This is a genomic window from Streptomyces sp. NPDC013317 (assembly GCF_055563155.1).
Genome location: NZ_JBVHDX010000013.1, coordinates 29948 through 41519, shown reverse-complemented (window position 1 = coordinate 41519; position 11572 = coordinate 29948). Strand labels below are relative to the sequence as shown.

Sequence of the window (11572 nt, the reverse complement as noted above, 5' to 3'; positions counted from 1 at the left end):
GTCTTCGCTCCCGTCCCCGATCGATAGGTCCTGTTGAAGATGAGCCTCCACAGCACCGCCGCCAACCTGGTCACGCTCGCCGAAGGCGCCGAGCACGGCGGCAACCACGACAGCCTCAGCCCCTACCTCACCGGCTTCGGCGCGTTCGGCGCGCTGCTTCTGCTGCTGTGGATCACCACCCGCTTCAACCGCGACCGCTGAGCCGGCGACCGGACCGTAGGCGCCCGCTGCCGTGCCAGTAGGCTCTGCACGCATGGGAGAGCAGGAAGTGTCTACTGGCGGCCGCGGCAAGCGCCGACTCGGCGTGATGGGCGGAACGTTCGACCCGATCCATCACGGGCACCTGGTGGCCGCCAGTGAGGTGGCCGCCCTGTTCCACCTCGACGAGGTGGTGTTCGTGCCGACCGGCGAGCCGTGGCAGAAGAGCCACAAGGCCGTCTCGCCGGCCGAGGACCGCTATCTGATGACGGTCATCGCCACGGCGTCCAACCCGCAGTTCTCGGTCAGCCGGATCGAGATCGACCGCGGAGGGCCGACGTACACGATCGACACCCTGCGGGACCTGCGCTCCCTCAACGGCGACTCGGACCTCTTCTTCATCACGGGGGCCGACGCGCTGTCGCAGATCCTCACGTGGCGCGACGCCGAGGAGCTCTTCTCGCTCGCCCACTTCATCGGCGTCACCCGGCCGGGCCACGACCTCACGGACGACGGCCTGCCCAAGGGCGGCGTCTCGCTGGTCGAGGTTCCCGCGCTCGCCATCTCGTCCACCGACTGCCGGGCGAGGGTCGCGCAGGGCGACCCTGTCTGGTATCTGGTGCCGGACGGCGTGGTGCGCTACATCGACAAGCGCCAGTTGTACCGCGGCGAGTGAGCCTCGGAGAGGGGCACCGGTGAACGATCAGAACCCGTACGACCCGTACTACCCGCAGCCGCAGATCATCGGCTACGACGAGTACGGGCAACCGGTGTACCAGCAGGTCCCACCGCAGTCACAGCAGTCGTACGACGCCTACGACCCGTACGCGCAGCAGCAGCCGCAGGGCCGGCCGCACACGCAGCAGCCGCAGCAGCCGCAGGCGCCGCAGCACGGGCAGCAGCAGGGGTACGGCTACGACGCCTACGGGCAGCCCGCCCAGCCCCAGCAGCCTCAGACCTCCCAGCAGCCCCAGTACGACCCGTACGGGCAGCACGGGCAGCAGCAGGGCTACGGATACGCCTCGTACGAGACGGGGCAGCAGTGGGCCGTACAGCCCGAAGCGGCGCCGGCTCCCGCTCCCGCTCCGGCCGCCCCCGTGGCCGCTCCGGCCGGTGTGCCGGGCCCGCGCTCCGCGCCCGAGGACGGCGGCGAGCGCGACTACCGCACCGAGCAGTTCTCGTTCATCGAGGAGCCCGACGAGGACTCCGAAGACGTCATCGACTGGCTGAAGTTCACCGAGAGCCGCTCCGAGCGCCGCGAGGAGGCCAGGCGCAAGGGCCGCAACCGGATCGTCGCCCTGATCGTGGTGCTCGCCCTCGCCGCAGTCGGAGGGGTCGGCTACCTCTGGTCCGCCGGCAAGCTCCCCGGCTTCGCGAGCGAGGAGCAGAAGCAGAACACCGCGACCGGCCCGCAGAAGCGCGACACGATCGTCGTCCACCTCCACGACCTCAAGGGCGGCGGCACCTCCACCGCCCTGCTCGTCGACAACACGACGACCGGGCAGGGCACCACCGTGCTGCTCCCGAACGCGCTCTCCGTCTCCACCGACGACGGCACCTCGACCACCCTCGCCAAGTCCGTCGAGGACGACGGCTCCAGCGGAACCCGCGAGTCGATCGGCAACCTCCTCGGTACGGAGATCGCCGGCACCTGGCGGCTGGACACCCCGTACCTGGAGAACCTGGTCGAGATCGTCAGCAACATCGACCTGACCACCGACGTCACCGTGCCCAGCGACAAGAAGGGCGAGGACCCGCTCGTCACCAAGGGCGAGAACCAGACGCTGAACGGCCGCGCCGCCGTCGCCTACGCGACCTACCGCGCGCCCGGCGAGGCCGAGGCCAAGCAGCTCCAGCGCTTCGGCCAGGTCATGTACGCCGTGCTGCGGAAGATGTCCGACGACCCCAAGGCCAACGCGGACACGATCGCCACGCTGGTCATGATCCTCGACCCCTCGCTGCCCGAGAAGGACCTCGGCGCCTCGCTCGCCGGGCTGGCCAAGCACGCCAAGGGCGGCGACTACAAGACCGCGGTCCTCCCGGTGCAGCAGGACGGCTCCCTCGGCGAGGGCGCGGCCGACAGCGTGGTCAAGGACATCCTCGGCGGCAAGGTCACCCCGCCCGAGCAGGGCGGCGCGGTCCGCGTCTCGGTCCGCGACGCGACCGGCAAGGACGCCACCGAGGCCGCCAGGGTCGTCCTGGTCAACGGAGGCTTCGCCTTCGTGGGCGGCACGGAGGCCGACACGCAGAAGAGCTCGCAGGTCCTGTACGGCGAAGACGCCCAGAAGCCGACCGCGGTCGAGGTCGCCAAGACCCTCGGCCTCCCGGAGACCGCGGTCAAGAAGGGCGAGCCCGCCGGAAACGCGGCGGTCACGGTGGTCCTGGGCCAGGATTACAAGATCCCCGGGAGCAAGAAGTGACCCGTTCGTAATCGTTTGCGGGGCGGTCGGCGGTACGTGAGACCCTTGATGTGTCTCTGACCGCCGACGAAAGCCTGCTTGTGACCGCCACGGATCGCTCCATCGAGCTCGTCAACGCCGCCGCCCAGGCGGCGGCCGACCGGCTCGCGCACGACATCATCGCGTACGACGTCAGCGATGTGCTGTCGATCACCGACGCCTTCCTGCTCGCCTCCGCGCCCAACGACCGCCAGGTCAAGTCGATCGTCGACGAGATCGAGGAGCGGCTGAACAAGGACCTCGGCGCCAAGCCGGTCCGCCGTGAGGGCGACCGCGACGCCCGCTGGATCCTCCTGGACTACGTCGACATCGTCGTCCACGTCCAGCACAGCGAGGAGCGGGTCTTCTACGCTCTGGAGCGGCTCTGGAAGGACTGCCCCGAGCTTCCCCTCCCCGAGGACGCCCTGAAGACCCGCGGCAAGGCCGCCGAGCACGCCGCGCTGACGGGTGCCGCCGACGAGACGGACGGTGAGCTGAGCTGAGCACCGCCAGAGGCGGCAGCGGCCGCCGCATCGTCCTGTGGCGGCACGGTCAGACCTCGTGGAACCTGGAGCGCCGCTTCCAGGGCTCCACGGACATCCAGCTGACCGAGACCGGTGTCGCCCAGGCGCGCCGGTCCGCCCGGCTGCTCGCCTCGCTCAAGCCGGACGCGATCATCGCGTCCGACCTGAAGCGGGCGGCGGCCACCGCGGCCGAGCTGGCCGCGCTCACCGGTCACCCCGTCGCGCACGACTCCGCCCTGCGCGAGACGTACGCGGGGGAGTGGCAGGGGCTGACCCACGACGAGATCGTCGCGCGGTACGGCGAGCAGTACGCCGCCTGGAAGCGCGGCGAGCCCGTGCGCCGGGGCGGCGGCGAGCTGGAGACCGAGGTCGCCGACCGGGCCGCCCCGGTGGTCCTGGAGTACGCCGACAAGCTGCCCGAGGACGGCACGCTCGTCGTCGTGAGCCACGGCGGCACGATCCGCACCACCATCGGACGGCTCCTCGGCCTGGAGGCGCATCACTGGGAGAGCCTCGGCGGGCTCTCCAACTGCTGCTGGTCCGTCCTCGGCGAGGGCGCCCGTGGCTGGCGGCTCATGGAGCACAACGCCGGCACGCTGCCCGAGCCGGTCCTCGGCGACGACGACTGAGCGGCCCGCAGACCCGGATTTCACTTTCCGGCAGGTCACAGGCTAAAGTTCTTCTTGTTCGCAGCGCGGAGCGCGAAGAACACGAGGGGCTATAGCTCAGTTGGTAGAGCGCCTGCATGGCATGCAGGAGGTCAGGAGTTCAATTCTCCTTAGCTCCACAGTCACCGGATCCCGTCCCCACCAGGGGGCGGGATCCGTCGTTTCCGTCACTCCCAGGTGTCCACCTCCTCGACGCACAGCGTCTCGACGGCCCGCCGGCTCTCCTCGTCGTTCGGCGTGTACGCCACGATCCGGCACTCCGGCATCCCGTTGATCGAGAGCGACACCGACGTCAGCCGCAGCACGCCCACCGCGTCGTGCCGGAACGTCTTGATCTGGCTGCGGGGTGGCACGACGTCGCCGCTCCGCCACATCCGCGCGAACTCCGGGCTCGCCTCCGCCAGCCGCCGGACGAACGACTCCCAGGCGGGCTCGCCGACGTGCCGGCCGTACGCCCCGCGCATCTGGGCGACCATGAGCGGCAGCTCGCGCTCCTTGTCGACGAGCGGGCAGTCCGCGTCGCGGATCGTGAAGAGCGTCCACAGGACGTTGCGGACGCCGGGCGCTCGCATCTCCGGGACGGAGAACAGCAGCCGGTACGGGGAGTTGGTCGCGAGCACGTCGTACCGGCTGTTGTAGACGACCGCCGGATGGGGCGCCAGGGCGTCCAGGATGCCCTGGATCTCCGGGGTGACGACGTCCACGTCCTCGGTGCTCTGGTCGGGTGCGAACGGCACCTCCGCCAGGTGGTACAGATGCTCCCGCTCGGGCCGGTCGAGCCGGAGGACGCGTGCGACCGCATCCAGCACCTGGGCGGAGGCGTTGATCGGGCGCCCCTGTTCCAGCCAGGTGTACCAGGTGACGCCGACGCCGGAGAGCTGGGCGACCTCCTCGCGGCGCAGCCCGGGCGTGCGCCGACGCAGGCCCGGTGGCATGCCCACGTCCTCCGGTGTCACCCGGGCCCGGCGGCTGCGCAGGAACGCGGCCAGTTCGTGCCTGCGCCGGCGCGGTGTCGGTGTTGCCACGATCGTCACACCCCCCATGGTCGAGTCCCCCCGCCGCCGTTGCCAGGTGGTGTCAGTACCAGCATCGGCGGGCTCTCGTTACTCGTATCGGATCGGCGTCAGGCTCCCTGACATGACGACGACCTCAACACGTCCCGTACTCAGTAAAGACGGCGGCACTGACAACCGGCGGCGGATGCTGCTCGCGGTGGTGCTCGCCGCCCAGTTCATGGCGCTGCTCGACGTCTTCATCGTCAACGTCGCCGCACCCACCATCCGTACCGAACTCTCCGCCTCCGGAGCGGGACTTCAGCTCGTCGTCGCCGGATACACCGTCGCCTACGCGGTCCTGCTGATCACCGGCGCGCGCCTCGGCGACCGGCTCGGCCACCGCCGTACCTACCTCGGCGGACTCGCCCTCTTCACCGCCGCCTCGCTCGCCTGCGGACTGGCCGCGGGAACGGGCCAGTTGATCGCCTTCCGGACCGTCCAGGGCGCCGGCGCCGCCCTGATGATCCCGCAGGTGCTCAGCCTCATCCAGCGCAACTTCACGGGGGAGGGCCGCGTCCGCGCGCTCGGCGCCTACTCCGCGGTGCTGGCCACCGGCGCCGCCGCGGGCCAGGTCGCCGGCGGTGTCCTCGTCAGCGCGGATCTGTTCGGCAGCGGCTGGCGGCCGGTCTTCCTCGTCAACGTGCCCATCGGCCTGGCCCTGCTGGCCCTCGGTGCGCGCGTCCTGCCGCCCGACGCGCGCACCGAGCCGGAACGCTCGCGCTCCCTCGACGTGCCCGGCCTGGTCCTGCTCGCCGCCGCCGTCTCCCTCCTGACCGTCCCCCTGGTCCTCGGGCAGGAGGAGGGCTGGCCGCTGTGGGCCTGGCTCTCGCTCGCGGCTTCCGCCGTGGTCCTCGCCGTCTTCGGGGCGTACGAGTCGCGGCTCGCCCGCCGGGGCGGCGCCCCGCTCATCTCCCCGCGCGTCCTGCGCACCCCCGGGATCGGACGGGCCGCGATCCGGATCGGTGCGGCCATGGCCGTCAACGCGGGGTTCCTCTTCACCATCACCCTGCACCTGCAGGGAGGGCTCGGGTACAGCGCCCTGCGCGCCGGGCTGACCTTCGCGCCGGCCGCCGTCGTCTTCGGCGCGGTCGGCCTCACCTGGCGCCGCTGGCCCGCCCGCGGGCAGCGCTTCCTGATCCCCGGAGGATTCCTCGTCGCGGCGGGCGCGGTGGCCGCCGTCGGAGGCCTGCTCAAGGACGGCGGCAGCGGCGGCCTGGTGCTCTACCTGGCGCTCGCGGCCATGGGCGGCGGGCTCGCCCTGGCCTTCAGTCCCGCGCTGACCGGCGCGTTGGCCGGGGTGCGGCCCGAGGACGCCGCCGACGCCGGTGGACTGCTCGCCACCGTGACCCAGCTCGGCCAGCTGCTCGGCGTGGCGACCTTCGGCACCCTCTTCCTCGGCCGGCTGGACGCGCAGGGGGCGCCCGCCTCCGGCGACGCGCTCTGGGCGTGCGCTCTCGCGCTGGCCGCCGCGTCGATCTTGGGCGCGTCGACCGCCCTCGTACGCCGACGCGCCTGACCCCCTTGCGGGGCCATGGCAGAATCGGACGGCCGGAGGGGAACGAGGGTCCGGGCGGGAGGGGAGTGCGCGTTGGCCGTGAGTGGTGCCGAGGATGCCGAGGCCCATGCCGTCGCCGAGCCCGCAGCGGTCCCAGACGCGGTCCCACGCGCGGTCCGCGCCGCCGTCGAGGGGGCCGGACCCCGGCTCGACTGCCCCCCGTGCGGTTCCGCCCAGGTGGCCCAAATGCTCGGTGACAACGGCGGAGTGTCCTATGTGTGCACGTCCTGCGGCCACAGCTGGAGCTGAGTGATGGGAGCACACAGGCGGAAATGCGACTGGTGCGGCAGCGGTACGCCCATCGTCAGGGACATGGATCCGGTCAATGCCGAGTACCAGTACTGGTGCGAGGAGTGCGCGCGGGCGCTGATCATAAAGGGCGACCCGATCGAGACGTACCGTGAGCTCGAAGGAGAGCCGATCTACGGCCGTCTCCTCGACGAGCACTGCACCCTCAAGCGGTTCTACTCCTTCGCCACGGCCTGACGCCGGCGGGCCAGCGCGTAACCCGCGAAGAGCACCGTCATGGTCAGCGGATAGACCGCGGACAGCAGCATCTGACCGGCGTTCTGGTCGAGTTCGGGGCGGCCCGGGTCGTGTGGCACCCACCACAGCGCGAACGAGGCGAAGACCAGCGCCACCGCCCCCGCGGCCCAGCGCGGCCGCACGCGGTCACGGCGGTCCACCAACAGGACGAGCAGCGGGACGCACCACACCCAGTGGTGGGACCAGGAGATCGGGCTGACCATCAGCGCCGTGATCGCGCAGACCACGACGGCCAGGGCCTTGTCCTCCCGCAGCGCGGCCCGTACGGCGAGCGCCATCGCCGCGCCTCCGAAGAGCACCGCGACCACCAGCCACCACAGGCCCGGGTCGTCGGTGTGCATCAGCCGGGCCAGCACTCCACGCAGCGACTGGTTGGCGGTCTCCTCGGCGAAGCCGACCCGCCCCGTCTCGAAGAGCGTCTCGGTCCAGAACCGCCTGGAGTCGTACGGCAGGGCCACCGCGCTCGCCAGGGTCGTCGCGAGGAACACCCCCGTCGCCGTGGCGGCCGTGCGCAGCCACTGGTTCCAGCGCCTCTCCCCGCGCCACCGGAGCACCCCGGCGACCAGCAGGAACACCACGAACAGGCCGGGTGTGAGCTTCACCGCAGTCGCCAGACCGATGCCCACTCCCGCCCAGCGGTTCCCCTCGCGGCGTGTGAAGTCCCACAGCACGGCCACGGCGATGAGCAGGTTGATCTGCCCGTACCGCAGGGTCGTCCACACCGGCTCGCACCAGACCACGACCGCCGCCACCAGCAGCGCCGCGCGCCACAGCCGCGCCCCGGACAGGGACGGGCGGACCAGTTGCAGGGAGAGCTGGACCAGCGCGAGCACGAGGAGCAGGTTCCCCGCGGTCGTCAGTGTCCGCATCAGCGGAACGCTCACGAACGTCAGCGGGACGAACAGCAGCCCCGCGAAGGGCGGGTAGGTCATGGCGAGGTTCGCCGAGGTGGCGCGCATCGCGTAGAGGTCGCCGCCGGCCCGGACCGTCTCCCCCTCCGCCCGGTAGACCATCACGTCGAGCATGTTCACGTGGGCGAGCCGCTGGGCCACCCAGAACGCTATGAACGACAGGAGACAGGCGGCCGCGGCGGTGGCGAGAGGCCACTGGCGGGCGCGGGTTCGGGCGAGCACGGACACGGTCACAGAGGGGGACCCTACCCGTCGCCGTCGGGCCGCCAGGGAAACGATTTGGTGATCCCACGGGGAGCCGGTTAATGTTCTGTCTGTCGCCGCGGGGGAAACCCGGACGAGGCGGACAGCACGGGGCTATAGCTCAGTTGGTAGAGCGCCTGCATGGCATGCAGGAGGTCAGGAGTTCAATTCTCCTTAGCTCCACAGAAAGAGAAGCGGACCATCCGAATCGGATGGTCCGCTTCTTCGTTTCCGGTGGTCCGGGGATCAACCCCGCCCGCTGCCCAGTGCCTTACGGCCGCCGCCCGGCGGCAGGGCCGGCCGCTCCTGGGGCCCCTGCTCGATCCGGAGGGCCAGCGCGGGACAGCGGCGTACGGCCCGCTGCGCCCGGCCCCGCAGATGCATCGGCACGGAGGCGTCGGCGAGCGCCGGGTAGCCGTCGGGGCCCAGCCTGATCAGCTCCGGCACGATGTCGGCGCAGAGCCCGTGGCCCTGGCACAGGGTCCAGTCCACCGCCAGCTTCTCGCCGCTCGGAATCGACTCCTCCGCGTCCTGGTAGCCGGGGGCGGGGAGCGGGAGCACACCGACCGTCGGCCGGCCGCAGCCCCCGTCGAGGACGTGGGCGGCCAGATCGTCCGTGAAGGCCGAGAGGGTCGAGGCGAAGAAGCGGGCCGAACCGTCGGGGTGCTTGCAGGCGCCGCGGCCCTTGACCGCCTGGGTGACCTCCCGCAGCGCCTCCAGGGCGGCCGGGCCGCCCCCGTTCAGGACGTCGGACAGTCCGCCCGCCGCCGCGGGGAGCCCGAGCCGGCAGGGTCCGCACTGTCCCGCCGTCTCCGCCGCCAGCCAGTTCGCGACCCGCAGCGACTCGCCGAGCGGACAGGTCTCCGGGCCGATCGGCAGGATCGCCCCGGCCCCCAGCGCGCCGCCTACGGCCGCCAGGGACGCGCGCGAGACGACGGCGTTGTCGACCGAGACCGAGTCGATCCAGTTGCCGTGGTAACCGCCCGTGAGGACGCCCTGGGGCAGCAGCGGTGCGCCCGCCAGCTGGAGCACGTACCGCAGCGGGACACCCGTCGGCACCTCGACGACCATGGGGCGCGCCACCGCCCCGGAGAGCGTCAGCAGGACCGTGCCGGGCTCCGAGTCCAGACCGGAGTGCCCGTAGCGGCGCGGGCCGACCCGGGCGGCTATCGCCAGCTGGGCGTACGTCTCGGCGTTGGACAGCAGCGTCGGCGCGCCGCCCACGCCCGACTCCGCCGCGCGCTCCCGGCGGCCGGCCGGCAGGGCGGGCCCGCCCGATGCCGCGCGGATCACCGCCGAGGCCTCTCCGGAGACCATCCGCTCCGGAGTCCGGACGACACGCGCGCGCAGCGCCTGCCCGCGCCGGTCGCTGAGACCCCGCTCGGCGAGCGCCGACCGGATGGAGATCTCCGTGGAGTTACGCGTCACGGCCACGATCAGCGTCCGGGCGCCGAGCGCCTCCGCGGCCAGCAGCGCGCCGTCCAGGATCAGGTGCGGGGCACGGTTGAGCAGGACCGTGTCCTTGCGGCAGGCGGGCTCGCCCTCACTGCCGTTGACGACGACGACGGGGCGCACCCCGCGGCGGATCGCCGCCTTGCCGACCGCTCTGAGTTTGCGGCCGAAGGGAAACCCGGCGCCCCCGCGCCCGTGGAGGGATATGTCGTCCGCGAGCTGGGCGAGCTGGTCACCGCTCATGGGATCCAGCGGCCCGTGCACCTTCAGGTGCATGTCGAGGCCGAGCCGCTCGACCAGGTCGAAGCCCTGGGTGAGCTGCGGCAGACCGACGACGCGGACCTCGGGGACGTCGGGGAGCGGGGCGTTCACGGGCGGTCTCCTGCGGGTGCGGTCCAGGGCTCACCCGCGGGAGGCGGGGTGGCGTAGGTCGAGGTCGGCTGCGGGGTCGTGTACGTCGGCACCGGGGGCGGGGTGGTGTACGCCGGCACGGAGGGCGGGGCCGTGTACATCGGCGCCGCGGGCGGCTCCTCGTACGACTGCATCGCGGGCGGGGTCGTGTACGTCGGCATCGGTGGCGAGGGAGAGGGCCAGTAGCCGGGACGGACGGGTGTGTCGGGGACGACGGGGAGCTCCTCGGTCAGGGGGATGCGTTCGGCGAGCGGGGCAGTGCCTTCGGGGGGGTAGGGAGCGGGCTCGGGCGCGGCGGTGGCGCGGGACACCGCGCGGTAGGCGGCGGAGAAGCCGCCGGGGACGCCGGGCGTCGGGCGGTCGAGCCACTCGGTGGACACGGTGGGGGGTTCGTAGCGTGGCTCCTCGCCGAACGCGGCGGCGGGTTCGGCCGGTCCTGTGACCAGGCCGGGCAGCTCGGCGCGGTCGCGCTCCGGGGGCCGTGTACGGCCTTCCAGGGAGGCGAGGAGTCCGGCGAACCGCTCGGCGAGCGCCCGCTGCGTCGGGGCGGGCAGCATCCTGAGCGAGACGGCGGCGGCGACCGCGGTCAGAGCCAGGCAGTACATGACCACGACCCAGGTGGCGGCCGGCCGGCCCGTGTACAGACCGTGCACGAGGGCGAAGCACCAGGCCGGGTAGGCCAGCATGTGCAGCGGGCGCCAGCGGGCCGCGAAGCGGCCGCGGCCGGCCAGCGCGCTGCGCAGCGCGCCGGTGGTCGCGGCGACGACCATGAGGAGTCCGGCGAGCGAGCCGAAGCCGATGAGCGCCGACGTGCCCGTGATGCCCAGCCCGAAGGGGACGAGCGCGCCGATGAGTTCCACATGGCCGAGCGAGACCTTGACGGTGCCGTGCAGCAGCAGGAAGCCGAGCGAGGCGATCGCGGTGGCGCGATGGATGCCCTGGGCGAGCAGCCGATGCCGGGTCGACAGCAAAAGCCGGTCGGTGGCGATCAGACCCCACGCGACCGACGCGGTCAGGGACACCAGCGACAGCACGCCGCTGGTGAAGTCGAGCGCGGCCCGGAATCCGTCACTGCCGACGATGGCGAGCACAGGAATGATCACCAGGGCCGCGGCCGATATCCCGCCCTGCGCCGGTCTGCTCAAACCGGTGCGCTGGGCGGGGGTGGAGCGGATCTTGCGATGAGGGTTCATGGGGGCGACTCCGAATGGTGCGGATTAAGAGGTCCCGTTGCCGCATGCTAGGTCGCCCCATACCAGGCGGTAGGTGGTTTGCACGTTTACAGCGCGCAGGACGCGTAACTGACTTTTGGGTTGCCCCGGATAAGGGCGATACGCGGAGTAACCCGGGCGGCTCGGGCGGCCCGGCCGCACGGTGGAACGCCGGTGCGGCCCGCACGGGCCCTGCGGTACCCTGACGCCATGCGTGCCGTACGCCTTCTGCTTAGCGAGCCGCGCTGATCAGTCCCGACGGATGAAAGATCCGGTCGGAATCGGCGCGGCGTCCCCTCCTGTGCGAGGGGATTTTTCATTTCGTGGCAGTGCAGTTCGCGGGCAGTGGGCAGAGACGAT

The 11572-nt window shown here is 72.0% G+C and carries 12 protein-coding genes and 2 tRNA genes; 10 read left to right on the top strand and 4 right to left on the bottom strand.

Going from position 1 to position 11572, the window contains the following annotated elements; genetic code table 11:
* Positions 1-39 precede the first annotated feature (39 nt).
* From ACZ3IJ_RS28615 to ACZ3IJ_RS28590, 6 genes are all read left to right on the top strand, one after another.
* Positions 40-201, top strand: coding sequence for a hypothetical protein (locus ACZ3IJ_RS28615; RefSeq protein WP_015033566.1), 162 nt, complete (start codon positions 40-42; stop codon positions 199-201).
* 52 nt (positions 202-253) lie between these two features.
* Positions 254-874 (top strand): nicotinate-nucleotide adenylyltransferase, encoded by a 621-nt coding sequence (gene nadD / locus ACZ3IJ_RS28610; RefSeq protein ID WP_352187874.1) that lies wholly within the window; start codon positions 254-256, stop codon positions 872-874.
* A 19-nt stretch (positions 875-893) separates the two neighbouring features.
* Positions 894-2618, top strand: a complete 1725-nt coding sequence (locus ACZ3IJ_RS28605; protein WP_467472746.1) for an LCP family protein — start codon at positions 894-896, stop codon at positions 2616-2618.
* An 80-nt stretch (positions 2619-2698) separates the two neighbouring features.
* Positions 2699-3139 (top strand): ribosome silencing factor, encoded by a 441-nt coding sequence (gene rsfS, locus ACZ3IJ_RS28600; protein WP_467472743.1) that lies wholly within the window; start codon positions 2699-2701, stop codon positions 3137-3139.
* Positions 3136-3789 carry a histidine phosphatase family protein gene (locus tag ACZ3IJ_RS28595; protein ID WP_467472939.1) on the top strand — a complete coding sequence of 218 codons (654 nt, stop codon included), beginning with the start codon at positions 3136-3138 and terminating at the stop codon, positions 3787-3789. The genes rsfS and ACZ3IJ_RS28595 overlap by 4 nt, the downstream gene beginning before the upstream one ends.
* An 85-nt stretch (positions 3790-3874) precedes the next feature.
* Positions 3875-3947: transfer RNA gene (locus ACZ3IJ_RS28590), tRNA-Ala, on the top strand.
* Positions 3948-3995: 48 nt separating this feature from the next.
* On the opposite strand, the gene ACZ3IJ_RS28585 is transcribed toward ACZ3IJ_RS28590, so the two are convergent.
* Positions 3996-4871, bottom strand: coding sequence for a helix-turn-helix transcriptional regulator (locus tag ACZ3IJ_RS28585; protein ID WP_467472741.1), 876 nt, complete (start codon positions 4869-4871; stop codon positions 3996-3998).
* A gap of 157 nt (positions 4872-5028) precedes the next feature.
* Here ACZ3IJ_RS28585 and ACZ3IJ_RS28580 point away from each other — a divergent pair, with 157 nt between their 5' ends.
* From ACZ3IJ_RS28580 to ACZ3IJ_RS28570, 3 genes are all read left to right on the top strand, one after another.
* Positions 5029-6399, top strand: coding sequence for an MFS transporter (locus tag ACZ3IJ_RS28580; protein WP_467472936.1), 1371 nt, complete (start codon positions 5029-5031; stop codon positions 6397-6399).
* A 72-nt stretch (positions 6400-6471) separates the two neighbouring features.
* Positions 6472-6687: a hypothetical protein gene (locus ACZ3IJ_RS28575; protein WP_467472740.1), complete on the top strand. Its 216-nt coding sequence runs from the start codon at positions 6472-6474 to the stop codon at positions 6685-6687.
* 3 nt (positions 6688-6690) lie between these two features.
* Positions 6691-6924 (top strand): hypothetical protein, encoded by a 234-nt coding sequence (locus tag ACZ3IJ_RS28570; RefSeq protein WP_260226316.1) that lies wholly within the window; start codon positions 6691-6693, stop codon positions 6922-6924.
* On the opposite strand, the gene ACZ3IJ_RS28565 is transcribed toward ACZ3IJ_RS28570, so the two are convergent.
* Entirely contained in the window at positions 6903-8129 is a 1227-nt protein-coding gene (locus ACZ3IJ_RS28565; RefSeq protein ID WP_467472738.1) for a glycosyltransferase 87 family protein, read from the bottom strand. The two genes, ACZ3IJ_RS28570 and ACZ3IJ_RS28565, sit on opposite strands and share 22 nt — an antisense overlap.
* Before the next feature lie 119 nt (positions 8130-8248).
* On the opposite strand from ACZ3IJ_RS28565, the gene ACZ3IJ_RS28560 reads away from it, so the two are divergent.
* A tRNA-Ala gene (locus tag ACZ3IJ_RS28560) sits at positions 8249-8321 on the top strand.
* Between the two features lie 63 nt (positions 8322-8384).
* Here the strand turns inward: ACZ3IJ_RS28560 and ACZ3IJ_RS28555 are convergent.
* Positions 8385-9962, bottom strand: coding sequence for an NADH-ubiquinone oxidoreductase-F iron-sulfur binding region domain-containing protein (locus ACZ3IJ_RS28555; protein WP_467472736.1), 1578 nt, complete (start codon positions 9960-9962; stop codon positions 8385-8387).
* Positions 9959-11194 (bottom strand): hypothetical protein, encoded by a 1236-nt coding sequence (locus ACZ3IJ_RS28550; protein WP_467472734.1) that lies wholly within the window; start codon positions 11192-11194, stop codon positions 9959-9961. The genes ACZ3IJ_RS28555 and ACZ3IJ_RS28550 overlap by 4 nt, the downstream gene beginning before the upstream one ends.
* Positions 11195-11572: the final 378 nt, after the last annotated feature.